The 24208-nt window shown below is 62.1% G+C and carries 23 protein-coding genes and 1 tRNA gene; 11 read left to right on the plus strand and 13 right to left on the minus strand.

Going from position 1 to position 24208, the window contains the following annotated elements; translation table 11 throughout:
• The first annotated feature begins 119 nt into the window (after window positions 1-119).
• On the plus strand, window positions 120-572 hold the full coding sequence (locus G559_RS0112525; RefSeq protein WP_028628542.1) for an REP-associated tyrosine transposase: 453 nt from the start codon (window positions 120-122) through the stop codon (window positions 570-572).
• Between the two features lie 225 nt (window positions 573-797).
• On the opposite strand, the gene G559_RS0112530 is transcribed toward G559_RS0112525, so the two are convergent.
• A complete protein-coding gene (locus G559_RS0112530; RefSeq protein ID WP_028628543.1) occupies window positions 798-1811 on the minus strand; it encodes a M14 family metallopeptidase in 1014 nt (337 codons plus the stop codon).
• 98 nt (window positions 1812-1909) lie between these two features.
• Between G559_RS0112530 and G559_RS0112535 the strand changes: the two genes are divergently transcribed.
• Window positions 1910-2533, plus strand: coding sequence for a TetR family transcriptional regulator C-terminal domain-containing protein (locus tag G559_RS0112535; protein WP_028628544.1), 624 nt, complete (start codon window positions 1910-1912; stop codon window positions 2531-2533).
• A gap of 46 nt (window positions 2534-2579) precedes the next feature.
• Here the strand turns inward: G559_RS0112535 and G559_RS0112540 are convergent, their stop codons facing one another.
• From G559_RS0112540 to G559_RS31110, 4 genes are all read right to left on the minus strand, one after another.
• Window positions 2580-3275 (minus strand): ABC transporter permease, encoded by a 696-nt coding sequence (locus tag G559_RS0112540; RefSeq protein WP_028628545.1) that lies wholly within the window; start codon window positions 3273-3275, stop codon window positions 2580-2582.
• 13 nt (window positions 3276-3288) lie between these two features.
• Window positions 3289-3999 (minus strand): ABC transporter permease, encoded by a 711-nt coding sequence (locus tag G559_RS0112545; RefSeq protein WP_028628546.1) that lies wholly within the window; start codon window positions 3997-3999, stop codon window positions 3289-3291.
• A 60-nt stretch (window positions 4000-4059) separates the two neighbouring features.
• A complete protein-coding gene (locus G559_RS0112550) occupies window positions 4060-4845 on the minus strand; it encodes a transporter substrate-binding domain-containing protein (RefSeq protein ID WP_028628547.1) in 786 nt (261 codons plus the stop codon).
• A 67-nt stretch (window positions 4846-4912) separates the two neighbouring features.
• A complete protein-coding gene (locus G559_RS31110; RefSeq protein ID WP_028628548.1) occupies window positions 4913-6916 on the minus strand; it encodes an aminotransferase class I/II-fold pyridoxal phosphate-dependent enzyme in 2004 nt (667 codons plus the stop codon).
• Window positions 6917-7109: 193 nt separating this feature from the next.
• On the opposite strand from G559_RS31110, the gene G559_RS0112560 reads away from it, so the two are divergent.
• Window positions 7110-7934: a TatD family hydrolase gene (locus G559_RS0112560; protein WP_245586501.1), complete on the plus strand. Its 825-nt coding sequence runs from the start codon at window positions 7110-7112 to the stop codon at window positions 7932-7934.
• Between the two features lie 238 nt (window positions 7935-8172).
• On the opposite strand, the gene G559_RS0112565 is transcribed toward G559_RS0112560, so the two are convergent.
• The 4 genes from G559_RS0112565 to G559_RS0112580 all read right to left on the minus strand — a co-directional run bounded on the left by G559_RS0112565 (window position 8173) and on the right by G559_RS0112580 (window position 14315).
• Complete coding sequence (locus G559_RS0112565) at window positions 8173-10203, minus strand: methyl-accepting chemotaxis protein (RefSeq protein ID WP_028628550.1); 2031 nt, start codon at window positions 10201-10203, stop codon at window positions 8173-8175.
• A 253-nt stretch (window positions 10204-10456) separates the two neighbouring features.
• Window positions 10457-11293, minus strand: coding sequence for a regulatory signaling modulator protein AmpE (gene ampE, locus G559_RS0112570; RefSeq protein WP_028628551.1), 837 nt, complete (start codon window positions 11291-11293; stop codon window positions 10457-10459).
• 15 nt (window positions 11294-11308) lie between these two features.
• Entirely contained in the window at window positions 11309-11857 is a 549-nt protein-coding gene (gene ampD / locus G559_RS0112575; RefSeq protein WP_028628552.1) for a 1,6-anhydro-N-acetylmuramyl-L-alanine amidase AmpD, read from the minus strand.
• A 184-nt stretch (window positions 11858-12041) separates the two neighbouring features.
• Window positions 12042-14315 (minus strand): DUF1631 domain-containing protein, encoded by a 2274-nt coding sequence (locus G559_RS0112580; RefSeq protein ID WP_028628553.1) that lies wholly within the window; start codon window positions 14313-14315, stop codon window positions 12042-12044.
• 317 nt (window positions 14316-14632) lie between these two features.
• On the opposite strand from G559_RS0112580, the gene nadC reads away from it, so the two are divergent.
• Together nadC and G559_RS0112590 are read left to right on the plus strand one after the other, a co-directional pair.
• Complete coding sequence (gene nadC / locus G559_RS0112585; protein WP_028628554.1) at window positions 14633-15481, plus strand: carboxylating nicotinate-nucleotide diphosphorylase; 849 nt, start codon at window positions 14633-14635, stop codon at window positions 15479-15481.
• A 369-nt stretch (window positions 15482-15850) separates the two neighbouring features.
• Complete coding sequence (locus tag G559_RS0112590; RefSeq protein WP_028628555.1) at window positions 15851-16078, plus strand: hypothetical protein; 228 nt, start codon at window positions 15851-15853, stop codon at window positions 16076-16078.
• Between the two features lie 87 nt (window positions 16079-16165).
• Here the strand turns inward: G559_RS0112590 and G559_RS0112595 are convergent.
• The 3 genes from G559_RS0112595 to G559_RS0112605 all read right to left on the minus strand — a co-directional run bounded on the left by G559_RS0112595 (window position 16166) and on the right by G559_RS0112605 (window position 18534).
• Window positions 16166-16241 (minus strand) — tRNA-Thr (locus G559_RS0112595).
• Window positions 16242-16310: 69 nt separating this feature from the next.
• On the minus strand, window positions 16311-18011 hold the full coding sequence (locus G559_RS0112600) for an O-antigen ligase family protein (protein WP_155945719.1): 1701 nt from the start codon (window positions 18009-18011) through the stop codon (window positions 16311-16313).
• 55 nt (window positions 18012-18066) lie between these two features.
• Window positions 18067-18534 (minus strand): pilin, encoded by a 468-nt coding sequence (locus G559_RS0112605; RefSeq protein WP_028628557.1) that lies wholly within the window; start codon window positions 18532-18534, stop codon window positions 18067-18069.
• 253 nt (window positions 18535-18787) lie between these two features.
• Here G559_RS0112605 and pilB point away from each other — a divergent pair, with 253 nt between their 5' ends.
• Genes pilB through yacG form a run of 5 tightly spaced genes read left to right on the plus strand, consistent with a single transcriptional unit; the run spans window position 18788 to window position 23395 of the window.
• Window positions 18788-20494, plus strand: coding sequence for a type IV-A pilus assembly ATPase PilB (pilB, locus tag G559_RS0112610; RefSeq protein WP_028628558.1), 1707 nt, complete (start codon window positions 18788-18790; stop codon window positions 20492-20494).
• A gap of 2 nt (window positions 20495-20496) precedes the next feature.
• Window positions 20497-21714: a type II secretion system F family protein gene (locus G559_RS0112615; protein WP_028628559.1), complete on the plus strand. Its 1218-nt coding sequence runs from the start codon at window positions 20497-20499 to the stop codon at window positions 21712-21714.
• 3 nt (window positions 21715-21717) lie between these two features.
• Window positions 21718-22590 carry a prepilin peptidase gene (locus G559_RS0112620; protein WP_028628560.1) on the plus strand — a complete coding sequence of 291 codons (873 nt, stop codon included), beginning with the start codon at window positions 21718-21720 and terminating at the stop codon, window positions 22588-22590.
• A complete protein-coding gene (gene coaE, locus G559_RS0112625) occupies window positions 22587-23198 on the plus strand; it encodes a dephospho-CoA kinase (protein WP_028628561.1) in 612 nt (203 codons plus the stop codon). Before G559_RS0112620 ends, coaE begins: the two co-directional genes overlap by 4 nt.
• On the plus strand, window positions 23195-23395 hold the full coding sequence (gene yacG / locus G559_RS0112630; RefSeq protein ID WP_028628562.1) for a DNA gyrase inhibitor YacG: 201 nt from the start codon (window positions 23195-23197) through the stop codon (window positions 23393-23395). Before coaE ends, yacG begins: the two co-directional genes overlap by 4 nt.
• Window positions 23396-23571: 176 nt before the next feature.
• On the opposite strand, the gene G559_RS0112635 is transcribed toward yacG, so the two are convergent.
• The gene (locus G559_RS0112635; protein ID WP_028628563.1) at window positions 23572-23787 is read right to left on the minus strand and encodes a hypothetical protein; all 216 of its coding nucleotides are present in this window, start codon (window positions 23785-23787) and stop codon (window positions 23572-23574) included.
• 179 nt (window positions 23788-23966) lie between these two features.
• On the opposite strand from G559_RS0112635, the gene tnpB reads away from it, so the two are divergent.
• Window positions 23967-24208, plus strand: a 242-nt coding sequence (gene tnpB, locus G559_RS0112640) for an IS66 family insertion sequence element accessory protein TnpB (RefSeq protein ID WP_028628564.1), incomplete at its 3' end; no start/stop codon positions are given.

Below are 24208 nucleotides of genomic sequence, written 5' to 3' on the forward strand. Positions count from 1 at the left end.
AGCTTGCTCGCGAATCGGAGCTTCCCTTTCGCCAGCAAGCTGGCTCCTACACAGGGCTCCCTTGCCCCTCTTGAAGCCCTGAGCAAACCTCCCTGTTTTCTCCACAGGGAGCGCAATGGATGCGCTATCAAGGAAGGAACCTGCGTAAAGGCCGCTACTCCGAGCCCGGCCGTATCTACCTGCTGACAACCGTCACTCATGAGCGAACGCCCGTGTTCGCACAATGGAGTCCCGGCTGCCTGGTCGCCCGGGAGATTTATGCCATGCGGGAGGGACACTCGCTGGAAACCCTCGCCTGGGTATTGATGCCAGACCATCTGCATTGGCTCGTTCAACTGCAGTCCGGAACCCTGGAACAGCACGTGAGGCGACTGAAGTCCCGTGCCGCCATTGCCCTGAATTCAATGGAGAGAAGTAGCGGGCGTGTGTGGCAGAAAGGTTTTCATGACCATGCCCTTCGCAGAGAGGAAGACGTGCAGGCGGTGGCCCGCTATGTCGTTGCCAATCCCTTGCGTGCTGGTCTGGTGGAGAAATTGGCGGACTATCCGTTCTGGGACGCGGTCTGGTTGTAGGAGCGAGCTCGCTCGCGAACCTCATCCACGCCATTCGCCAGCAAGCTGGCTCCTACATCCGAGCAAGCGCGCCCCTGCAGGAGCGAGCTTGCTCGCGAACCTCCCCACGCCATTCGCCAGCAAGCTGGCTCCTACATCCGAGCCCCGCATGTCCCTGTAGGAGCGAGCTTGCTCTCGAACCGGAGCCTCCCTTTCGCCAGCAAGCCGGCTCCTACGACAGAGCTGTTACGGATCGAGCGCACCGGAGGTCCAGGTGCTCGACGGTAACGAGCCGGTGAATTTGGCGACTATCGCCCCTGCCGGGACCAGCCGGTCGCGATAGCGGGTGACCATCAGTCCCGCCTGGGGCGCCAACAGCCGGTGTTCGCTGGACGGGTCGCCGGGGGTGGTAATGACACGGGCGAAGCATTCACCGGCCTGGACGGCATCGCCCAGCTCGCGCTCGAACACCAGCACTCCGGCAGCGGGCGCGAATACGGTTTCCATATGCCCGATGGGCACCGCCCTGCCCTGCCACGCCGGTAATTGCGCCGGTTCGGCAACAAGGCCACGGGCGCAGAGAAAGGTGTAGAGCCCATCGGCATCCTGCTGTGCCAGGGCGTCACTCACATCCCCTTGCCCGCGCAGCTCGACGGTGGACACCAGGCGCCCCTCGACGCGACCGTCCGCCAGCCAGGGCGCAATCACCACCTCCTCGAAGGCACCATCGCCATCCCCCTCCCAGATAATCGCCACTTCGGCCCCAAGGGCTGCCGCGAGGTCCTGGCCGGCGGGCCAGAAGCACTGGTGCAAGTAGACGTATTGCAGCGCTTCGTCGTCGGTATGCAGGTCAAGGACGATATCGGCATCGGCGGCAAGTCCGGCCAGCGCCTTCTGCCAGGCGGCGAGACTGCCAATCGGCCGGGCCTGTGATGCTGACTCGGGGAAGCCTCGGTTGAAGTTGCGGCTGCTGGGTTCGTGCACCCGCCCCAGGATGCGCCCTTGACGGAACTGGCCGATGCCCAGCGGGTTGGCCTGGGGCACCAGCGTCACGCTGCCGCGCAACAGGCCGTCCTCAGCGGCCTGGATCAGGCGCGGCAGGAGCGTGTGCAGCACCAGCATGCCGGCGATCTCGTCGGCGTGGACCCCGGCCTGCAAGTGGACCTTGGGGCCCGGTTTGCCGCTGTCCAGGCGCCAGGCCGGCACCCGCAGGGGAGCGCCGGAATCCCCCGGAATACTCAGGGAGATATCTTCGATCATGTCCTACCTCCTCTTGGCCGCCGGATACGTCCGGACGGTTGGTTTGTCGTCGAGCCAGGCGGTACTATCCCGGCCCATCGAGCGAAGGAAATCGCCCCTTGGAAACGCCCCGCGAACGACAGCCCCGCACCAACCCCGACGAACGCCGCGAACATCTGGTGCGCGCCGCGCTGCGCTGCCTGGTCGCCGAAGGCCACGCCGGCATTTCGGTGCGCCGCATCGCCAAGGAGGCCAACGTCGCCGTCGGCCTGATCAATCACTATTTCGGTAGCATCGACGCCCTGGTCGCGCAGGCCTACGAGACCCTCGCCAGCGAGGTCAACCAGGCCCTGGTCGCCCGCATCGAGGCCGCCGACCCGGCACCTGCCGCACGCCTGGAAGCTTTCCTGACCGGCTACTTCTCGCCAGTCACCCTGGACCCCGACCTGCTCAGCCCCTGGGTGGTGTTCTGGAGCCTTATCCGCCATTCCCCCCAAGTGAACGAAGCCCACGAACGCACCTACGGCGGTTCCCTGGTACTGCTGGAACAACTGCTCTCTGAGCTCGCCCGGGAAGAAGGCTTCTCCATCGCCAAACCGCGTCTTGCGGCCATCGGCCTGTCGGCCATGCTCGACGGCCTGTGGCTGGAGTGGTGCCTCAATCCCGCCAACTTCAGCGCCGAGGAAGGCCTGGAGATCAGCCGCCGCTGGGTCGACAGCCTGCGGCGCGGGGCCTATGCCTGACGTACTCAGGCGAATCCGAACCCTACAACAGCGGTGTCTTCAACCCTCAGTTCGCCCGGCGAAACATGCTTCGTCGCTCCGCCAGGCCGAAGCCCATCTCAATCATGAAGGTCAGGCAGACGTAGATGCCTGCCACCAACAGCAGCGGCTGGTAGATCTGGAAGGTCTGGGCGCGCACCACGTTGGCCGCTCCCAGGAGGTCGACCACCGCCACGGTCGACGCCAGCGCGGTGGATTTCAGCAGCATCACCGTCTCACCGGCCAAGGTCGGCAGCAGCAGGCGGATCGCCCTCGGCAACCAGACCCGCATCAGCACCAGGCGCTGGCGCATGCCGAAAGCCGCCGCGGCCTCCAGCTCTCCCCTCGGCACGGACTTCATGCCGCCACGAATGACTTCGCCCACATAGGCCCCCACCGAGAGCACCAGGGCGATGACGATGTACCAGAAGCCATCACGCAGGTACGGCCAGAGGAAGCTGCCGCGAATCAACGGAAACTGGGCGAAGAGGCTGCCCAGGCCGTAATAGAAGATGTAGATCTGCACCAGCAGCGGCGTCCCGCGAATCACGCTGGTGTAGGCGAGGCTCGTGCCCGCCAGCACCGGGTTGCGCGACATCCGCGCCAACGCCACCAGCAGCGCCAGAGCAAAGCCCAGCACGGCGGAAACGGCGAGGATGAGCAAGGTGGTGCCCAGTCCGCTGAGCAGCAGTTTTCCGTAGTCGAATATCCAGGTAGCGGTCATCACACGCCCTCGCTCACACCGACGGGGTCCAGCGGCGGAAGCGCCGTTCGAGCCAGCCAGAAAACAGGTTGGAGAGCACCGTCAGCAGGTAATAGAAGACCGCGGCGGTGAGGTAGAAAGTCAGGTAGTGGCGCGTCGAGCCCGCCGCCTGCTTGGCGGTGAAGAGCAGCTCGTTGGTGCCGACCACGCTGATCAGGGCGCTGTCCTTGATCAGGTTGACCCAGAGGTTGGCCATCCCGGCCAGGGCGTTGGGCGCCATGATCGGCAGGGTCACCCGGCGGAACAGGCTGAAGCCGCTCAGGCCAAAAGCCCGCGCCGCCTCGATCTGGCCGTGGGGAATCGCCTGGATGGCCCCCCGGAAGATCTCCGAGGCATAGGCGCCCTGAACCAGCCCCAGCACCGCGATGGCGACCACTGTGCCGTTGAGCTTGAGGTCGCCATAGCCAAGCCAGGCAAACAGCTGGTTGAGCCCCATGGAGCCCACGTAGTAGAGCAGCAGGATCAGCAGCAATTCAGGTATTGCGCGGCACAGGGTGGTGTATCCACGCATCAACTGCGCCACTGGGCGCGGGCCGTTGAGCTTGCCCATCGCGACGGCCAGGCCAATCAGCATGCCGACCAGGAAAGCACCGACGGAAATCTGCAGGGTTACCCACAACCCCTTGAGCAGCGCCGGCCCCCAACCCTGGGCGCCGAAGCCGACCAGTTCAAAGTAAGACTGCATTGCAGGCCCTCATCGAGGCGGAAATGCGCCATCCCGGTAGAGCCGGGATGGCTCCGGAGGTCACTGCTTCGGCGCGACGCTGACGTCGAAGTACTTGGCGGAGATGGTCTTGTAGTCCTCGCTGGCCAGCAGCTTGGCGATGGCCTCGTCGAGCTTCGCCTTGAGGGCGACGTCGTCCTTGCGCAGGCCGGCCCCTACACCGCGGCCGAACAGCGGATCGTAGGGCACCTCGCCCTTGTTTTCGATGCCGGCGGCCTGGGCATCAGGGGATTTGACGAAGGCGCTGACAGCGATGCCGTCGGCCATCATCAGGTCGATGCGCCCCGCCACCAGGTCGGCGTTCACCGAGTCCTGGGTGTCGTAGTAGCGCACGTCGGCGATGCCGTCGTAATGCTGCTTCAGGTAGTTGGAGCTGACGGTGGAGAGCTGCACGCCAATCACCTTGCCCTTGAAACCTTCCGGGCTGATGGCGACATCCAGTGCCTTGGGTGCAGCCACTGCGACCGGGGTGTCGTAATAGGCACGGCTGAAGGCGATCTGCTTCTCGCGCTCTTCAGTGACGGACATGGAGTTGAAGATCACATCCACCTTCTTCGACATCAGGGCTGGAATCAGGCCATCCCAGGCCACCTCGTCGATCTCGCACTGGGCCTGCATCTGCGCACAAAGGGCGCGGATCAGGTCCGGCTCGAAGCCTGCCCACTGGCCATCTGGCTGCTTGCTGGAGAATGGCGGATAGGGTTCCGCCGCCATCGCGAATCTCAGGGTTTCGGCCTGCGCGCCCACCGCGCCGGCCATGAGCATTACCGCACCCGCCATCCAACGTGCCAGTTGAGACTTCTTCATGGTTTCTGCCCTGCTTGATGTTGTTGTGGTTAGAGCTTGTCGAACTGGCCGCGCGCGGCGGCCGGAGTCAGCGATTCTGGTGGGCGGTAACGAACTGCCGGCAGCGCTCGCTGCGCGGCCTCAGGAAGACCTCCTGCGGAGGCCCTTCCTCTTCGATACGCCCCTGATGGAGAAAGGCAACGTGGCTGGAAACATCACGGGCGAAGGCCATTTCGTGGGTTACCAGGATCATGGTGCGTCCCTCTTCGGCCAGGGAGCGGATCACCCGCAGGACTTCACCCACCAACTCCGGGTCCAGCGCCGACGTAGGTTCGTCGAACAGCATGACCTTGGGCTCCACCGCCAACGCACGAGCAATGGCCACCCGCTGCTGCTGGCCGCCGGACAGGAAGGAGGGATATTCGTGGCGCTTGGCGGCGAGCCCCACCCGTTCCAGCAGGGCCTCGGCACGCTCGATGGCTTCGGCGCGGCTTTCGCGCAACACCTGGATCGGCGCTTCGATGAGGTTTTCCAGCACAGTGCGGTGGGGCCAGAGGTTGAAGCTCTGGAACACCATCCCGAGCCGCGAACGAATCCGGGTCAGCTGCTTCTGGTCCGCCACCATCGGTTCGCCGATGCGACTGGTGGTGAGACGAATGCTCTCGCCATCGACCGTGACCGTGCCCTGATTGGGGATTTCCAGCATGTTGATGCAACGCAGCAATGTGCTCTTGCCCGAACCACTGGCCCCGATCAGGGACACCACACCGCCCTCCCGGGCGGTCAGCGAAACGCCCTTGAGCACCTCGAACTGGCCAAAGCGTTTGTGAATGGAATCCACCTCCACCATCTTCGGCCGCTCCGCCTTTGCGGCTCGCGTATCAACCGAAACGGTCGGGCGCACGTCGATGCGCGGGCCAGCTCCCAGGGTGGCGGCAAAACGGCGGATGCGCGCGCAGGCCTCGGCCAATTGCTCTTCGCCCAAGCTGAATGACAGCCGCACGAAGCCGGCGGCGGAAGGGCCGAAGGCCGCCGCGTCCAGCACCGAGACGCCGGTTTCGCGGAACAGCTTCCAGGCGAAGTCCAGGGAACTGAGGCCGCTGCCGCGTACGTCGAGCAGCACGAACATCCCGGCTTCGGGCGTCAGCACCTCGAGCGGCGCGCAGTTCTGCAGCGCATCGACCACCAGGTCGCGGCGACGCCGATAGCAGGCGCGCATTTCCCCGGTCACCTGGTCGTAGGTGCGCACAGCGGTCAACGCAGCTTCCTGCACGAAACCGGGAAGGCCATACAACACGTTCAGCGCCAGGTTTTCGATGTGGGCCACGAGTTCGGGACTGGCGATCACCCAGCCGGTGCGCCAGCCGGTCATGGCGTGGGACTTGGACAGGCTGCCGATGCTCACGGTGCGCTCGCGCATGCCCGGCAAGGTGGCGAAGTAGCGGTGCGGTTGTTCGAAGGTCAGGCTCTCGTAGACCTCATCCACCACCACCCACAGGTCGTGCTGCTGCGCCAGCTCGGCGATGGCCTGCATTTCTTCGGTGCTGAGCACCACGCCGGTCGGGTTGTTCGGATTGGCGAAGAAGATGGCGCGGGTACGCTCGCTGATGGCTCCACGCAAAGCCGCGAGGTCGGGGCGGAAGCCGCCCTCCGCCGGACAGGGCACCCTTACCAGGGTGGCGCCGGTAGCCTTCAACGTGGCTTCGTAGGTGACGTACACCGGATCGAAGACGATGACCTCATCGCCGGCCTCCAGCAAGCACATGGCCGCCGCGTAAAGACCGTTCTGTGCGCCAGCCACGAGGATGGTGCTGTCCGCCGACACCGGCTGGCCGGTCAGGCGGCCATGCAGATCGGCGATGGCCTGGCGCAACTCGGGCCGGCCGGCGACGTCACAGTAATGGGTATCACCGGCCTGCAAGGCCTGGATGGCTGATTCGGTGATGGCGGCGGGGGTTGCGAAATCCGGGTCGCCAATGCTGAGGACTATCACGTCCTCGCCCGCACGTTGGGCGGCGATGGCCGCGTAGTGAATATCCCAGGCTGCTGTGCCTGGCCCTGCCATTCTCTCCACTAGCGAAGCGAAACGCATGTTCGGGCCCCATTTGCAAAGGGTGAAATCCGGGTCACGTGACTGCATCAGCGAACCGGCGAGTGGCCCAACCATAGCCGAGCATGAACGAGTGTTCAATAGCGTTTTCGGCCTTGTTTTTCCCGCCCCGCGCGATGCCCCGAGACAGAGCGGATGCACCGGAAAAAACAGCCACAACGCCCCAGGAACGGGCATGTCAGACCGGGGAGAGGCGGTATATGCTGGCGCCATGCTGATCGATACCCACAACCATCTGGACTTCCCCGACTTCGACGCCGATCGCAGCGGCGTGCTGGCGCGTTGTCGCGCCCTGGGCGTGCGGCGCCAGGTCCTGCTCGGGGTGTTCCGTGACAACTGGCAGCGGGTCTGGGACCTGGCCAATTCCGGCGACGATTTCTGCACCGCCTTCGGCCTGCACCCGGTCTATCTGGCACAGCACCGGGACGAGCATGTGGCGGAACTGCGCCAGTGGCTGGCGCGGCACGCGGGCCACCCGAAGCTCTGCGCCGTAGGGGAGATCGGCCTGGATTATTTCGTCCCCGAACTGGACCGCGACGAACAACAGCGACTGTTCGAGGCCCAGCTGGCCCTGGCACAGGAGTTCGAGCTGCCGCCGTTGCTGCATGTACGGCGCAGCCATGCGGCCGTGATCGCCACGCTGAAGCGTTTTCGCCTCAAGCGCGCCGGCATCATCCACGCCTTCGCCGGCAGCGCCGAAGAGGCAAAGGAATACCGCAAACTGGGCTTCCGCCTGGGCCTCGGCGGCGCCCCCACCTGGCCCCAGGCCAACCGCCTGCGCAAGGTGGTGGCGCAGCTGCCGCTGGAAGACATCGTGCTGGAAACCGACTCGCCGGACATGGCGCCGGCCATGCACCCCTATGGGCGCAACAGCCCGGAGTTCCTGCCGGATATCTGCGCGGCCCTGGCCGCAATCCGCGGCGTTACACCCGAGGAACTGGCCGCGGCCAGCACGCGTAACGCCTGCGAGGTGTTTGGCTGGAAGGATTTGCAGGGGTGAGCATTATTGCTTTCTGGCGGCGAATGAATTGGCGATGTCTGCATGACGTGTTGCAAGCAGCTGCAGTGCCCGTAGGAGCTGGCTTGCCAGCGAATGGCCCCGATTCGCTGGCAAGCCAGCTCCTACAAGTCTCCTGGACCTCTCGCAACGGCTAAGAATGAATTCGCCCCCACAGGGAACCCATCAGCCAAACATGAAAAAACCCGCCAATTGGCGGGTTGTTTCATTGGGTCGAACCTCAGACGCGGAACGCGCCAATCAGTTGCTTGAGCTGCGCCACCTGGCCGGACAGCTCGCGGCTGGCCCGCTCGGTCTGGCTCGCACCGTCGGCCGTGCGCTCACCGGCATGGTTGATCTCGACGATGTTCTGGTCGATATCGTGGGCCACGGCGGTCTGCTGCTCAGCTGCGGCGGCAATCTGCTGGTTCTGGTCGACGATCATGCCCACCGCACCGAGGATGTTCTCCAGCGCCGCCTGCACCTTGCCAGACTGGCTGACCGTGCCATCGGCCATCTGGTGGCTGGCGTTCATCGCCTTCACGGCAGCACCGACGCCCCCCTGCAGCTTGATGATCATCTGCTCGATTTCCTCGGTGGACTGCTGGGTGCGCTTGGCCAAGGTCCGTACTTCGTCGGCCACCACGGCAAAGCCGCGGCCTTGCTCACCCGCCCGGGCGGCTTCGATCGCCGCGTTAAGCGCCAGCAGGTTGGTCTGCTCGGCGATGCCCTTGATCACTTCCAGCACACGACTGATCGAGGCGCTGTCGGCGGCCAACTGGTTGATCACGCTCACCGACTGGTCGATCTCGCTGGCCAGGCGCTCGATGCTGCCCAGTTGGGACTCCACCAGGGCGCGGCCACTGACGGTTTCCTGATTCACGCTCTGCGCACTGTCCACTGCCGCAGCGGCGCTGCGCGCCACCTCCTGTGCGGTGGCCGACATCTCGTTCATGGCCGTGGCGACCTGTTCGATCTGGCTGCGCTGCCCGGCCACGGCCTGATTGCTTTCACCGGAGACCTGCTCCACGCGGCCGGCCTGGCGCTCCACCTCGGCCACGGTATGGCCCACCAGCTCGATCAGGTCATGGATCTTCGCCACGGTGCCGTTGAACACCTGGCCGAGCTCGCCCAGTTCATCGCGGCTTTCGGCACGGAAGCTGACGGTCATGTCGCCGCCGGCGACCTGGTCCATCACCTTGCCCAGGCTCTTCAGGGTGGTACGCGTGGAGACGTAGAAGCCGCTGTAGAGGTAGACAATGGCGAGGAACACCACCAGCAGGGCCACCACCAGCAGCACGGTCTGCACGCGCTTTTCGGCCAGGCGTTTTTCCAGCTCGGCCTTGAGGAAGGCCAGTGAGCCGTCATTGAGCTGATAGGTCTTTTCCAGCGACGCCGTCACCTGGTCATAAAACTGCTGCCAGGGCGTGTCGAGGGTGTCGGCCATGATCACCTTGTCCTCGAACAGCGTGGCGCTCTGCTTGATGGTGTCGCGACTGGCGGCGGTCAGACCATCCAGCGCCTGGTGACCGCGCGGACTGCCGTCGAGGGCATCGGCGATCTTCAGGCCGTACTCGGCATTGAGCTTGTCCAGGTCCAGCAGCAAGTCGTCCAGCTTGGTGCTGGCCGCCGAATTGAGGAAACCCTGGCCGAGCGAATAGGCGCCTATGGCGCGCCCCTTGCCGATGGCCATGGTCACTTGCGGAGTGGTGGAGGTGACCAGTTCGGTGATCTGGCGCACGTCGGCCTGGTCGTCCTGGCTGAGACCGGCCTGGGCGGCGACGAACTTGATGAAGACCTGAGCGTTGCCCAGCAGCTTCTCGATCATCGCGCTCTTGCTCTGCAGGGAGGTTTCGCCCTTGGCAGCCTGCAAGGCCGTGATCAGCTCATCGCGCTTGGTGTTGAAGGCTTCGACCTGTTCAGCCTCGGACACCACCGGAGCCAGGCCCTGAAGGGTCGAAAGCAACTCCTGTTCAAGCGCAGTGACGCGCTTTTCCAGGTCCCCGGCCTGCCCCGACTGACCGATCATCGAGTTGATCATGACCAGGTCGTTCAGGCTCTCCAGGTTGCGGCGCACATGCAGGCTGGCACCCAACAGGTCGAGGCTCTGCAGTTCGGAGCGGGTACTGACGAATTGTCGGTAGGAGTCGCGCACCAGGTAGAAGTTGGTGATCAACATCGGCAGGAAGAACAGAACACTGATCAGACTGAACTTCATCCCGAAACTGAGGCGGTTCATCAGCGCGATGGCAGGATACAACAGGGTCTTCACGAGACGTCTCCTGTTCTCATTTATTGTTATGGGCGCGCTCTGATCGGCTGACAGGATGTGGCCAGGGCCTCGCAGCATCCCCACGCTGCTTGGCGATCGCCGGGATCAGTCAGATGCTTCTGTGAGCAATGTCCGAAAATTCTGGCGCGCTCATCTGTGTACCCGATATCGGCAGGAGTTTCTGTAACTAAAGGTTAATCAAGGCGGGACCCGCCCGACGGCAGCGCCGGGCGGGCGGGCGGTGAAGCAGAACTCAGAACAGCAGGGCCCAGACGGCGAAACCGGCGTACCAGAGCACCGCAGCGCGAACCAGCAGTTGCCAGAGGGCATCCAGCGTTGCCACCCCGGCGTCACCCGTGGCGGGCTCCGGCAGTTCGGCAGCAGCGCGGCCGGCCAGCTCGATGTAGCGCTGAGCCGGGATCTCCCAGCTCAGCAGTTCGTGAAGCAGCACGCGGCTGACCCCGACGAAATTCCCCACCAGCGAGAAACTGGCTGCCAGCACCCGTACCGGCAGCCAGTCGAAGGCGTGGCGAATCATCGCCGCTTGCTCACGCAATGCCGGCGTGCCGGCTTTCTCGGAAGCCAACGCGAGCAAGCGGTAGGCCAGGGCCGCCACCGGGCCGAGCAGCGCGTACCAGAAGATCACCGCGAAGAAGCCCTGATAGGCCTGCCAGAGCTGATAGCCCTGCACCTGCTGCAGGAGATCGTCGCTCTCATCCGCCTCCAGGCCGAGGTCGCGTTCGGCGACGTGATAGGCACCCTGGGTATCGCCACGCCGCCAGGCATCGCGGAAGGGCCCCAGATCGGCCAGCACATCGCCGCGCCCCAGGCTGTAGATGATCACCAGCAAATGCACCGGCAGGGCCATCCAGCCATAGGCCAACGGCTCCAGCGCCAGCAGCACCAGCGCCAGGAGCACCAGGGGCAGCAGCACCAGTAACGCGAGGATCGCCCAGGGGCGCTCGCTTAAGCGCGGGTTGGCTTCGGCCTTGGCCAGCTCACGCAGCCAGAAGCCGTCCTGCTGGATATGCCGGCGCCAGGCGGAGAATTTCTCGATCCAGAGCACCAACAACAACACCAGAAAATACATGGGTCCCTCCTCGTTCTATCGTGCGAGCGCGCCACGCAGGCGCGCCCAATCGAATGCAGGCCCGGGATCGGTCTTGCGCCCCGGGGCGATATCGCTATGACCGCAAATGCGCTCCGGCGTGATGGCCGGATAGGCAAGACGCAGCTGTTCCACCAATGCGATCAGCGCAGCGTACTGAGGTTCCGTGAACGGCAGATCATCGGTGCCTTCCAGTTCGATTCCCAGGGAAAAGTCGTTGCAGTTGTCCCGCCCCTCGAACAGGGAAACGCCCGCGTGCCACGCGCGCTCATTGCAAGAGACGAACTGGGTGACGGCGCCATTGCGCTCGATGAGGAAATGCGCGGATACCCGGAGGTCGCGAATGCCCTCGAAGTAGGGATGCTCGGCGGGGTCGAGGCGGTTCTGGAAGAACGCCTGCACCTTCCCCGTACCGAACTGCGCGGGCGGCAGGCTGATGTTGTGGATCACCAGCAGGGAAACTTCCCCCTGCGGGCGGTTATTGAAGTTGGGCGATGGGCAGTGGCTGATGCCCTGGCACCAACCGGATGCGGGGTCCAGCTGCATGTCGGCTCCTTGGTCTGCCGCCCACTTTAGGCGCAGTGGAGCCATTTTAGCGAGTGGCGGGACAGGGAGCGGCAATTGCCTCTGTTTTGAATGTGCAGGATGGGTGAACACGGAGCGATACCCATCGACCACACGCGATGGGTATCGCAGGCTCCACCCATCCTACTGAAACGTGCTGTCGAGCTCAGGCGCCCTTGAGCCGACGCAGGTTGCCGATCACCGATTCCAGCGCGCGGTCGAACAGCAGGGCATCGTCCAGCAGGCGGATCGCATTGCGGCGGAACTCCACGGCCAGGCCCATGCGGGTCTTTTCCAGCACTTTCATGCCGGTGCGGTTGACGAAGATGTACTTGCCCGTGGGCTTGATCAGCGCCGCCAGCTTGCAGCGCAGCTTGTGCTCGTCGTCTTCCTGGAACTCGACCCAGCTCCCCACGCGAAGGCTGTCGACAAAGCCAAGGGCCTCGTCATCATCCGCCAGGGAAACTTCAGGCTCCTGTACTTGAGGCTCGCCGGGGGCGACCAGGACGATTTCTTCCACGACCGCCACCATGGCCGGCGCAGACTCATCCTCCGGCTCGGCGTCGTCCGGCAGGTCAAGCAACGGCGGCGGCGATTCCAGACCGTCGTCAGCAACCACTTCCACCGGCTCGGGCTTGCGGAAACGCTGGAAGGCCTGAACGTGCAGGGTCTCCAGTTGGCTGAAGAATTCGCTGGTGGAGAAGGGATCGAACGCGGCGCTGGCCAGGCCATCGCGCAGGGACTTGAGCAGCCCCGGCACCAGCTCCAGCAAGCGTGCACGGGCTTCCGGCGCATCGTGGGACTCCACGCTCCAGATCAGGTCGTCCATGGTCTGCAGGGCGGATTGCCATTCGGCCGACTCAACACCGTGCTTGAGGCAGCTCAGCAACAGCACCTTGCTCCAGGCTTCCTGCAGCAGGCGCACCACCACTTCCGGCAGGGTGCGGCCCAGCAGGCGCTGGTTGAGCGCGTCTTCCACCTGCCTGCGAGCCAGTTCGGCCTTGGCGCGGCCTTCTTCGGCATCCCGCGTGCGCTGTTCCAGCAGCTCGCTGCGGCGGCGCTCGTCACCGGCATAGGCCAGGAACTCGGCGAGCAGCTCCGAGAAAATCGCCGGGTCGTCGACGAAATCGTTCAGCAGGCGCTGCACCACCTGCTCGATGCGATGGTAGAGACTGTCGCGCTGGGCTTCGTCCTGCTCTACCCAACCAAGGGCGGCAGAAGCGATCTCGTTGAGCAGGCGGCGAGCCGGGTGGCTGCCACGGCTGAAGAAGGTCTTGTCCAACAGCGCGACCTTGAGCATCGGAATCTGCATGCGGCCGATGAGGGCCTTGAGCGAATCCGGCAGGGTGCGGTCGTCGAGGATGAACTCGAAGAGCATGGACACCAGGTTGATGACATCATCGTCGACCTGTCCGACCACCCGCGCCCGACCGCTGCGGGCGCTGGCACGAGTGAGCAGCTGGTCGAGGCTCATCCGCAGGTCGTAGTCATCGTTGTGTTGCTGAGGCAGGTGCTGCTGCAGATGCGACAACAGGCGCATCAGGTCGAGGCTGCTGACCGGAACCGCATCGGCAGGGTGCTCCCGGCGCGGCAATGCCGTGCCGCGTACCTGCGACAGCAAATCCTGAAGCACGCCAAAGATTTCCTGCACGCCCTCTTCGGTCACTTGGCCACCGCCAGCCGCGTTACCGGGCTGGGCTTGGCGCCCCGTGGCGCTGGAGCGCTCCGCCTGGCGCCGCGCCGGTGCCGAGCGCAGGTCCGGAAGCACGCCGGCGGTGACCAGCTGCTGGTTGGCTTCGGCGTACACCTGGTCCAGCTCGGTGAGGACGTACTTCTCGAACAGCTTGAGGATGATCAGCTTGACCTTGATCTCCACCCCGAGGCTACGGCATGCGTCGAGGAAGGCCTCGCACAGCGGGCGCGGCCCCAGCGGGTTGGATTTGTCTTCGATCTTCTTGCTGACAAGGGTGTTGAAACGCGCAGTGAGATGGCCGAGGGCAATGCCGTCGCGACTCATCACCTTGGCAACCATGGCGTCCAGCGCCACGGCTTCCTCGAGTTCGTCGTTCTGCACCAGAGACAAACTGTCGAAAGACACCGCATCCAGCTGCGGCGCCTTGCCCACCTCATATTGATTGAGCGAAGAGAACGACTCGGAGACCTTCTGCAGGAACGTCCGCTCGATGCTCTTGCGCTTCAGCCGCAGGTCGCGCATCGCCTCGAAGAAGGCATTCTGCTCGGCATTGCTGGTGGCGCGGTCCGCCATCTCGAAGAGGGTGTCGTCCGCATTGTCGAACAGCGCCTGAAGCGTCTGCTTCAGCTGCAGGGCGACTTTGTCGCGCACCTGGATCAAGGCCACGGGCAGCCTTCCTACCGGCGAGGTTGGCGATTGCTGGGTGGCCCCCTTGTTCAGCGGCACCACCTTAGCGTCGGTCTGCATCACGAGCCTCCCGCAGGCCGCGCCCTTGCAATGGGCCTATCGGACCGCAAATCGATCATGGGGAGTCATCCATAACGTCAATCAACTGGCGTCAAAAATAGAAATTTCCGATGCCATTATATGGATGACGCTGTGACAACCAAGCGGAGATTTCCTACAGACATGAATCAAGTCACAGATGCAGGGATTTCGACCGACCGACGCACAACGATCCACCCCTGACTATCTAGCAGAAAGCGTAAGGCGGTTGTTCATCGGCACTGCGCCAGTCGTCGGCAGCCTTTATAATCGCCGCCATCCTGCCTGCGGAGCCCACCATGCCCAACCTTCTCCTCGCTGACCTCACCGCTGAAATCGAGGCCAACGTACGCACCGCCCTCCAGGAAGACATCGGCAGCGGCGACATCACCGCCCAACTCATCCCCGAAGAGCGTCAGGCCCGCGCCACCGTAATCACCCGCGAGGCCGCCATCATCAGCGGCACCGCCTGGGTGAACGAGGTGTTCCGCCAGCTCGACCCGCGCGTGAAGGTGGAGTGGCAGGTACAGGACGGCCAGCACGCCGACGCCAACCAGGCCCTCTTCCACCTCGAAGGCCCGGCCCGCGCCCTGCTCAGCGGCGAGCGCAGCGCCCTGAACTTCCTCCAGTGCCTGTCGGCCGTCGCCACCCGCGTCGGCCACTATGTGGAACGGGTCAAGGGCACCCAGGTGAAGCTCCTCGACACCCGCAAGACCCTGCCCGGCCTGCGCCTGGCACAGAAATACGCCGTGACCTGCGGCGGCGGCCACAACCACCGCATCGGCCTGTACGACGCCTTCCTCATCAAGGAAAACCACATCGCAGCCTCCGGCGGCATCGCCCAGGCCATCCAGGCAGCCCACCGCATCGCCCCCGGCAAGCCGGTGGAAGTGGAAGTGGAAAGCCTGGACGAACTCCAGCAAGCACTGGATGCCGGCGCCGACATCATCATGCTCGACGAACTCAGCCTCGACGACATGCGCACCGCCGTCACCCTCACCAACGGCCGCGCCAAGCTCGAAGCTTCCGGCGGCATCAACGAAACCACCCTGCGCACCATTGCCGAGACAGGCGTCGACTACATCTCCATCGGCACCTTGACCAAAGACGTCAAGGCCATCGACCTGTCGATGCGGCTGAACCTCTAAATCCCACCTCGCCGAACCCCGGGCGTTGCCATGCGCCCCGGGCAAGGCTATGGTGCGACCGTCCTGGCAAATTCCAGGACCGGGCGTCGCGGCCCGAAATGCAAAAGGCGCACAAGCGCCGACCATCCGATTGCCGGCGCTTTTTTGTGCCTGCAACGTCGTGTCATGGCGGCTGTGCGCGGGAGACCGAAAGGTCTGCCGGGTTCCTTTTGCCCCGGTCCGCGAACCCGTGCACAGCTGCCACCCAAATCGTTTCGCGGCGATTCGTGGCAGCTCCCAAGCAAAAGGAGCTTTGACCATGCACAACCGCATACCTGCAAGGAATGCACGCACCTCCACCCCGAATCAAAAGACTGCTGGAGGTGGACAATGAACACCTTCGCCCGCATCGCCGACCTCCAGGGCGACCGCCTCCTGACGGCCAGCTACGCCCTCAACACCATCGCCGATCTGCTGGGCTGCGACGGCCTCGAACACCACCTGAGCGACAACGACCTGAAAGGCCTGCACCACGCTGTCAAGGCCATCTCGGACCTGATGAAGTGCTCGGCCATGGACCTGTACAACGTTGCGGAAAAAGTGGGCAGAAAAGACTGAGAAGCGAGCGGCCCGCCGCCACGCAGCGAGCAAAGCCGCGAAAAACAAAAAGCCCCGCAGAACCTGCGGGGCTTTTTGTTTGGATCATGGTGCCGGTAAGAGGAATCGAACCCCCGACCTTCTCATTACGAATGAGCTGCTCTACCGACTGAGCTACACCGGCGGCGGCTGAAGGCTAGCACTACTGGTTATGCCAATCAATCGTAACCTACGCGAAAGGGCTGCCGCCTGCTTACTTTGAACATTCCGCAGGAATATCCAGTCGATAATAATCAACGCCCGGGAAACCCGCCCTCCGATCAGACTCTATTTTATCAATGTAATCATCCGCCACATCTGGCCAGTGATAGCGAATCCGAGCTTTAAGATAGGTATCCGGTAACTCGGGATACGCCGCATATCTCGACTTAAGCACGCTTGCGGTCAGATCAAACTTTCCATCCGCCAGAGCCATCAGCGCCACGCGTTCCAAATAGGGATACAAAGGCTCTCGCTGGGCCATGTACATGGCTTGGCACAACTTGTAACCCGCCTCCGGCCCCCCATCGGGAATCAGGTACTCGATTAGCAATCTGTCCGCCGACCAGGCCAACGCGGGATTCAGGCTCACTGAGAGCAAGTCCACCATTCGATCAACATTCACCTTCATTTGCCGATCAACGGTTCGGTAACCAAGCGTCCGGGTGTAATCGTAGGAAACTAGGATTAGTACCATCAATGCGAGCCCAGCTCCCAGCCTGATGGAAGCTGCCTTGTGCCCACCCGCGCTACCCATCCTGGCCAAACCGACAAGGGCTACGAACAGAAGCAAGAAATTCATGTACCACAATGGATACTCGAGAAGACTGTGCACTACGAGGAAGATCAAGCAGATCGCAAAGCACACCCTGTCCAGATCAGCGCGAAGTGCAACGTACAGCATCCTCGCACCCAACAGAATCCCAATAATCAGCAGGGGAACTGCTAGAAAGCCGAACTCGACCAAGAACTGCATCACGATACTATGAGAATGCGACCAGGTAATCGGACTCCCCACTCCCGCATCCAACTGATACACGAAGCTGGCCTGTGCATAGTTCCCAAAACCAACCCCTAGGGGATGGTCCATCAGTATTCGCAATCCTTTGAGCCACTCCCCCACCCTTGGCGCGTCACCAGCAATGGTTATCCGCGAGGCCCCGCCCTCGCCACCGAAAAGGGAAATGAACTGGAATGCGACCAAGGCGATTAGGAAGCTCAAAAAAAGAAAGGAGAAGCGCTCCAGCTGGCGTTCCGCCGGCCGCCCCCGTCTCAACCAAGCCAACACAAGCACAACGACAAGGGCATCGAGCAGCACCATCCTCGACCCTGCGATGGCCAGCAAGAATGCGGTAACAGCCAATGCCCCAACAACTAGCCAGCTTTTAATGGCATAGCGAACAGCCACTGCACACAAAACGCAGGAAAAAATTAATAAATACGTAGAATAAAGATTCCTCTGAGCAAGGTTCCCATAAACCCTCCCGGAAGAATGGATGAACACGTTACCGGACCACGCAGTAACTTCAAAGTATTGCGCCAATCCGATCAGAACGGATACACCACCGCCACATAAAATCCCGGACTGCATACCCAGCGAGAAACGCTCTTGTGAAACGGTACCAAGGGCTTCAATTCCAGCCAGAAAAAAAGCGAAGAACATAATCACCAGAGCCGGAAGCACCCATACGTCATAATAATATGAGCGCATGACAAATCCGGAGATCAGCATCAACATCGAAATCAACAACAGCAACAGACAGTCACGCCCGAAGCTAAACTTTCGAAAACCAAAAACAAGTGCCAGAAGAGCCAACCCAATCGCAGCAGCGTCAGGAAAGAAGTCACCATTCGGAAAATACCTGAATGGCAATATGAACGGCACACTTGAAATTAGAAGCCCTAAACCAAACAAGCTCTACCCCCAAAAAATAAGGGCGGGATAATTCCCGCCCTTATTACCTCACCGTTTACTTAGTCTTGCACCAACCCTTCGTTACACAGTTACCGGAAGCAGTCCAGTTGATCACGCCACCGCCAGTGTGGTTCGGAGTCAGAACGAAAGTATCTCCAGCGACAAAACCGTTTTCAGCCTTCGGAGTGACAGTAATTACACCAACGGTAGTCATTGCAATAGCGTTATACTGCGCGTTGGCCGGAGCGGAACCACTAGAAACATCTGCAGGAACCGACAGCTCAGCACGGCTAGCCGCGGCAGTAGGAATGCTGAGAGTAATGCCGTCAGCGGCGAGACATTTGCCACCCTGCACGCACTCAGACACGCCCAGCTTGAAGGGCGCAGTTGCAACAACCATCTCGGAAGCTCGCGCGCGCTTGGTGTAATCTTGGTAGGCTGGCAGCGCAATGGCGGCCAGAATACCGATGATCGCAACCACGATCATCAGTTCGATCAAAGTAAAGCCTTTCTGAGCTTTCATACTTACATCCCCTTGTTTAGTTGAAGGCCTAACGACCTGCGTATATCGAAGCAGGTTGCATGCCAACACACTCAAACACTCCTTATTGCCCCTATCGAGGTGGTTAACCGCCAAGAAAAGCGCGCCTTGACCCAGCACCTTGTCTCATATTTAGTAAACAGTGCCATTTTTTGTCACTCGCAAGCAGGCCATTTGGCGCCAATGCCCTTCTACGTTATAAGGCATGGGAAATTTCACCTTTGGCGCGATCCCTATGTCCGAGTCCGCTCCCACTCTTTCCGGCCTGGCCAAGCAACTGGTGCTGACCAACCTCCTTGATGAGCGGAGCGCCCTGCAGGCCCACACCCAGGCCCAGCGCAACAAGATTCCGCTGATCACCTACCTGGTGCAGAACAAGCTGCTGAAAAGTAGGGACCTGGCGGAAATGGCGGCCGAGCAGTTCGGCGTGGCCTTCCTGGACCTCGGCAGCATCGACAAGGACAGCCAGCCCAGGGACCTCGTCAGCGAAAAGCTGATTCGCCAACACCGTGCCCTCCCCCTCTGGCGGCGTGGCAACAAGCTGTTCGTCGCCATTTCCGACCCAACCAACCACCAGGCCGTAACCGACATCCAGTTCAGTACTGGCCTCACTACCGAGGCCATTCTGGTCGAGGACGATAAGCTGGGCGATGCCATCGAGAAGTTCTTCGATTCCGCCAATAGCGGCATGGAGGACCTTGGGGACGTCGACCTGGATGGTGTGGATGTCGAGGCCGTCGATGACGACAAGAAGGACAGCCCCGGTGGCGTGGATGCGGACGATGCCCCGGTGGTGCGCTTCGTCAACAAGATGCTGCTGGACGCGATCCGCGGCGGCTCCTCGGACCTGCACTTCGAGCCCTACGAGCGCTCTTACCGGGTGCGCTTCCGTACCGACGGCATGCTGCATGAGGTGGCCAAGCCGCCGATCCAGTTGGCCAGCCGCATCTCCGCGCGCTTGAAGGTGATGGCCGCGCTGGATATTTCCGAGCGCCGCAAGCCCCAGGACGGGCGGATCAAGATGAAGATTTCCAAGACGAAATCCATCGACTTCCGCGTCAACACGCTGCCAACCCTCTGGGGCGAGAAGATCGTGATGCGGATCCTCGACCCCACGAGCGCGCAGATGGGCATCGACGCCCTGGGGTACGAAGAGGAGCAAAAGGAGCTGTACCTGGCCGCCCTGAAGCAGCCCCAGGGCATGATCCTGGTGACCGGCCCCACCGGTTCGGGCAAGACGGTATCGCTCTACACGGGCATCAATATCCTCAACACCGTGGACATCAACATCTCCACCGCCGAAGACCCGGTGGAGATCAACCTGGAAGGTATCAACCAGGTCAACGTCAACCCGAAGCAGGGCATGGACTTCGCCCAGGCCCTGCGCGCCTTCCTACGCCAGGACCCGGACGTGATCATGGTGGGTGAAGTCCGTGACCTGGAAACCGCTGAAATCGCCATCAAGGCCGCCCAGACCGGTCACATGGTGTTGTCTACCCTGCACACCAACAGCGCGGCGGAAACCCTGACCCGCCTGCGCAATATGGGCGTGCCGGCCTTTAACATCGCCACCTCGGTCAACCTGATCATCGCCCAGCGCCTGGCACGCAAATTGTGTAGCCACTGCAAGAAGGAAGTGGACGTTCCGCGTGAGGTGCTGATCAAGGAAGGCTTCCCCGAAGCCAGGATCGGCAGCTTCAAGCTGTATGGCCCGGTCGGCTGCGAGAATTGCAACCTGGGCTACAAGGGCCGTGTGGGTATTTATGAAGTGGTTAAAATCACGCCGGCCATGCAGCAGCTTATTATGGAAGAAGGCAACTCCATCCAGATCGCCCAGCAGGCGCGCCGCGATGGCTTCAATGACCTGCGAACCTCGGGCCTGATAAAAGCCATGAATGGCATTACCAGCCTCGAGGAAGTCAACCGCGTGACCAAGGATTAACCATGGCGGAAAAAGCGCTGAAAACAAGTACCTTCGCCTGGGAAGGTACGGACAAGAAAGGCAGCAAGGTCAGGGGCGAGCTGAGCGGCCAGAACCCGGCGCTGGTGAAGGCGCAACTGCGCAAACAGGGTATCAACCCCACCAAGGTACGCAAGAAATCCACTTCCCTGCTGAATGCTGGGAAGAAGATCAAGCCCTTGGACATTGCCCTGTTCACCCGCCAGTTAGCCACCATGATGAAGGCCGGCGTGCCCCTGATGCAGTCCTTCGACATCATTGGCGAAGGCTTCGAGAAGCCGGCGATGCGCACACTGGTGAACGAGGTCAAGCAGGAGGTTTCCTCGGGCAACAGCCTGGCCAACTCCCTGCGCAAGAAACCGGATTACTTCGACGAGCTGTATTGCAACCTGGTGGACTCGGGCGAGCAGGCGGGTGCGCTGGAAACCCTGCTGGACCGTATCGCCACCTACAAGGAAAAGACCGAGGCCCTGAAAGCCAAGATCAAGAAAGCGATGAACTACCCGATCGCGGTAGTGGTGGTTGCGGTCATCGTGACGGCAATCCTCCTGATCAAAGTAGTACCGCAATTTCAATCGGTTTTTGCGAACTTCGGCGCCGAACTGCCAGCATTCACTATGATGGTGATCAATCTGTCCGAACTGCTTCAGGAGTGGTGGTTCATTGTACTGTTCGGATTTTTCGCCATCGGTTTCGGCGTCCAACAGGCCCACAAAAAGTCCGAGAAATTCCGTGACTGGGTTGATCACGCAGTACTGAAGATGCCCATTGTTGGCGATATCCTCTACAAATCTGCTGTCGCCCGATTCGCCCGAACCCTTGCCACCACGTTCGCCGCCGGCGTCCCACTTGTCGATGCTCTCGATTCAGTAGCCGGCGCCAGCGGAAATGTCGTCTTCAAGAATGCGGTGTTGAAGGTCAAATCCGACGTTTCGACCGGTATGCAACTGAACTTCTCCATGCGCACCACCGGAATCTTCCCGGCCATGGCCGTGCAAATGACCGCCATCGGCGAAGAGTCCGGCGCCCTGGACGATATGCTCGAAAAGGTCGCCAGCTTCTATGAAGCGGAAGTGGACAACGCCGTCGACGGCCTCACCGCCCTGATGGAACCCATGATCATGGCGGTCCTCGGCGTTCTGGTCGGCGGCCTGATCATCGCCATGTACCTGCCCATCTTCCAGCTCGGTAACGTCGTCTAAACCATGCAATTGATCGACTTTCTGGCCAGCCACGCGCTGGCCTTTGTTTTCTGCGCCCTGCTGCTTGGCCTTTTGGTGGGCAGCTTCCTCAATGTGGTGATCCACCGCCTGCCGCAGATGATGCTGCGCGACTGGCAGGAGCAGGCCCGCGAGGCGCTGAGCCTGCCGGCCGAGCCCAAGGGGCCGGTGTTCAACCTGATCCTGCCGAATTCCCGCTGCCCGCAGTGCAGCCATGAGATTCGCGCTTGGGAAAACATCCCGCTGGTGAGTTACCTGGCACTGGGCGGCAAGTGCTCGTCATGCAAGGCGCCCATCAGTAAGCGCTACCCCTTGGTTGAATTGTTGTGCGGCGTGCTGTCCGCCTATGTGGCGTGGCATTTCGGATTCAGCTGGCAGGCTGGCGCCTTTCTGGTGCTGACCTGGGGCCTGCTGGCGATGAGCATGATCGACGTCGACCACCAGTTGCTGCCGGATGTGCTGGTCCTGCCGTTGCTGTGGCTGGGCCTGATCCTGAATAGCCAGGGCCTGTTCACCAGCCTGGAAGATGCACTCTGGGGCGCGGTGGCTGGCTACATGAGCCTGTGGTCGGTGTATTGGCTGTTCAAGCTGGTGACGGGCAAAGAGGGCATGGGCCACGGCGACTTCAAACTGCTGGCGATGCTGGGCGCCTGGGGTGGCTGGCAGGTATTGCCGCTGACCATCCTGCTGTCGTCCCTGGTGGGGGCTGTGCTGGGCCTGATCATGCTGCGCCTGCGTAACCAGGACACCGCCACCCCCATCCCCTTCGGTCCCTATCTGGCGATTGCCGGCTGGATTGCACTGCTCTGGGGTGATCAAATAACGGCGACCTATTTGCAGTTCGCCGGTTTCAAATGAACAAACCCTGGATTCTTGGCCTTACGGGCGGCATCGGTAGCGGTAAAAGCGCCGTCGCGGCCCACTTCACCGAGCTTGGTGTGCATCTGGTGGATGCCGACCAGGCTGCGCGCTGGGTCGTGGAGCCCGGCCGCCCTGCCCTGGCGAAGATCGCCGAGCATTTCGGCAGCGAGGTGCTGCAGGCCGACGGCCAATTGGACCGCGCCGCGCTGCGCCAACGCATCTTCGAGAACGCAGACGAGCGCCGCTGGCTGGAAAGCCTGCTGCATCCGCTGATTGGGCAGGAGATCAGCCAATACCTGGCCAGTGCCGAATCCCCTTACGCCATTCTCGTTTCGCCGTTGCTGGTCGAGTCTGGCCAGCATCGCCTTACCCAGCGCGTGCTGCTGGTCGATGCGCCGGAGATCGCGCAGGTTCAGCGCACCATGCTGCGCGACAAGGTGCCCGAAGCGCAGGTGCAAGCCATATTGAAGGTACAGGCCAGCCGTGAGGAACGGCTGAAGCATGCCCATGACGTGCTGCTGAACGACCGCGACCTGAACTGGCTGCGCGCCGAAGTGGAGCGTCTGCATAACTTCTACCTGACCCTGCGAGGAGGCCAGCCATGAGCCAACCCGTCACTGTGGAATGCCCGACTTGCGGCGCTCCGGTGGAATGGGGCCCGCAAAGCCCGTCCCGTCCTTTCTGCTCCGAACGCTGCAAGCTGATCGATCTGGGGGCCTGGGCCGCCGAAGAACATGCGATTCCCGGCGGCGACACGGAAGACGAGCTCTTCTCCGGCGACCTGCCGCCGCGCGAGCACTGAAGCAGCAGTGCGTAGGATGGCGTTGAGCGAAGCGAAACCCATCGGTTCCATGCCAAGGCTTCGCTGCTCTCGTGGGTTGGTCCGAACCCTGCGAGACCGGACACCCGGCTCGGGCCTCGCTCGTTGGGCTTCGCTACGCTCTGCGCCAACCTACGCAACGCGCGCGCTCAGTCCACTCAAGGCCGCATGAAGCCGTAGTCCCGCTCCGGGTCGAGGTTGTCCGCCAGGAAGGTCAGCTCCTGAGCCAGATCATCCGCCGGGCGCAGCATTGCACTGCGCTCGACGACTGCACTCAGCAGGGCGCGTAGTGCCAACTCTTTGCTGAAACCTTCCTGCTTTGCTGCCTCCAGGCTCTGCTCCAGGGCGGTTCTTGCCCAGTCGTGAATCCCCATGTCGTCTGCCCCTCATGTTGGTGGATGGAACCGCTATGTCTGCGTTAGCTGTTGCGAGAGATTGACCCTCTGGCCAAGAGCCTAGGGGCAATGCAGCGTAAGCGCTCCACAAACCCCACCTTCATTTGAACTGTCCGCTTGCGGATGCTGGGCTCCCGTTTTCCCAGTGGAGCCCCGTCATGATGCGTCCGGACGCCAAGGTCAAAGCCGTCTACCTCTATCCGAAGCCCGTCGACTTCCGGAAATCCATTGATGGTCTGGCGGCCCTGGTGGAGCTGGATATCAAGGTGGCCGTGTTCGACCCCGTGTTGTTTGTCTTCCTCAACAAGACCCGCAACCGGGTGAAGATCCTCTATTGGGAACGCAATGGCTTCTGCCTGTGGTTCAAGCGCCTGCAGGCTGAGCGCTTCAAGACCAAGCC

The sequence above is a fragment of the Metapseudomonas resinovorans DSM 21078 genome, assembly GCF_000423545.1.
Lineage (GTDB): Bacteria > Pseudomonadota > Gammaproteobacteria > Pseudomonadales > Pseudomonadaceae > Metapseudomonas > Metapseudomonas resinovorans.

Excerpts from the sequence above, each read along its gene's own strand:
- G559_RS0112525 (WP_028628542.1), top strand. The coding sequence starts at position 120 with ATGCGCTATCAAGGAAGGAACCTGCGTAAAGGCCGCTACTCCGAGCCC.
- G559_RS0112530 (WP_028628543.1), bottom strand. The coding sequence starts at position 1,811 with ATGATCGAAGATATCTCCCTGAGTATTCCGGGGGATTCCGGCGCTCCC.
- G559_RS0112540 (WP_028628545.1), bottom strand. The coding sequence starts at position 3,275 with ATGACCGCTACCTGGATATTCGACTACGGAAAACTGCTGCTCAGCGGA.
- G559_RS0112545 (WP_028628546.1), bottom strand. The coding sequence starts at position 3,999 with ATGCAGTCTTACTTTGAACTGGTCGGCTTCGGCGCCCAGGGTTGGGGG.
- G559_RS0112550 (WP_028628547.1), bottom strand. The coding sequence starts at position 4,845 with ATGAAGAAGTCTCAACTGGCACGTTGGATGGCGGGTGCGGTAATGCTC.
- G559_RS31110 (WP_028628548.1), bottom strand. The coding sequence starts at position 6,916 with ATGCGTTTCGCTTCGCTAGTGGAGAGAATGGCAGGGCCAGGCACAGCA.
- G559_RS0112560 (WP_245586501.1), top strand. The coding sequence starts at position 7,110 with ATGTCAGACCGGGGAGAGGCGGTATATGCTGGCGCCATGCTGATCGAT.
- ampE (WP_028628551.1), bottom strand. The coding sequence starts at position 11,293 with ATGTATTTTCTGGTGTTGTTGTTGGTGCTCTGGATCGAGAAATTCTCC.
- ampD (WP_028628552.1), bottom strand. The coding sequence starts at position 11,857 with ATGCAGCTGGACCCCGCATCCGGTTGGTGCCAGGGCATCAGCCACTGC.
- G559_RS0112580 (WP_028628553.1), bottom strand. The coding sequence starts at position 14,315 with ATGCAGACCGACGCTAAGGTGGTGCCGCTGAACAAGGGGGCCACCCAG.
- nadC (WP_028628554.1), top strand. The coding sequence starts at position 14,633 with ATGCCCAACCTTCTCCTCGCTGACCTCACCGCTGAAATCGAGGCCAAC.
- G559_RS0112590 (WP_028628555.1), top strand. The coding sequence starts at position 15,851 with ATGAACACCTTCGCCCGCATCGCCGACCTCCAGGGCGACCGCCTCCTG.
- G559_RS0112605 (WP_028628557.1), bottom strand. The coding sequence starts at position 18,534 with ATGAAAGCTCAGAAAGGCTTTACTTTGATCGAACTGATGATCGTGGTT.
- pilB (WP_028628558.1), top strand. The coding sequence starts at position 18,788 with ATGTCCGAGTCCGCTCCCACTCTTTCCGGCCTGGCCAAGCAACTGGTG.
- G559_RS0112615 (WP_028628559.1), top strand. The coding sequence starts at position 20,497 with ATGGCGGAAAAAGCGCTGAAAACAAGTACCTTCGCCTGGGAAGGTACG.
- G559_RS0112620 (WP_028628560.1), top strand. The coding sequence starts at position 21,718 with ATGCAATTGATCGACTTTCTGGCCAGCCACGCGCTGGCCTTTGTTTTC.
- coaE (WP_028628561.1), top strand. The coding sequence starts at position 22,587 with ATGAACAAACCCTGGATTCTTGGCCTTACGGGCGGCATCGGTAGCGGT.
- yacG (WP_028628562.1), top strand. The coding sequence starts at position 23,195 with ATGAGCCAACCCGTCACTGTGGAATGCCCGACTTGCGGCGCTCCGGTG.
- G559_RS0112635 (WP_028628563.1), bottom strand. The coding sequence starts at position 23,787 with ATGGGGATTCACGACTGGGCAAGAACCGCCCTGGAGCAGAGCCTGGAG.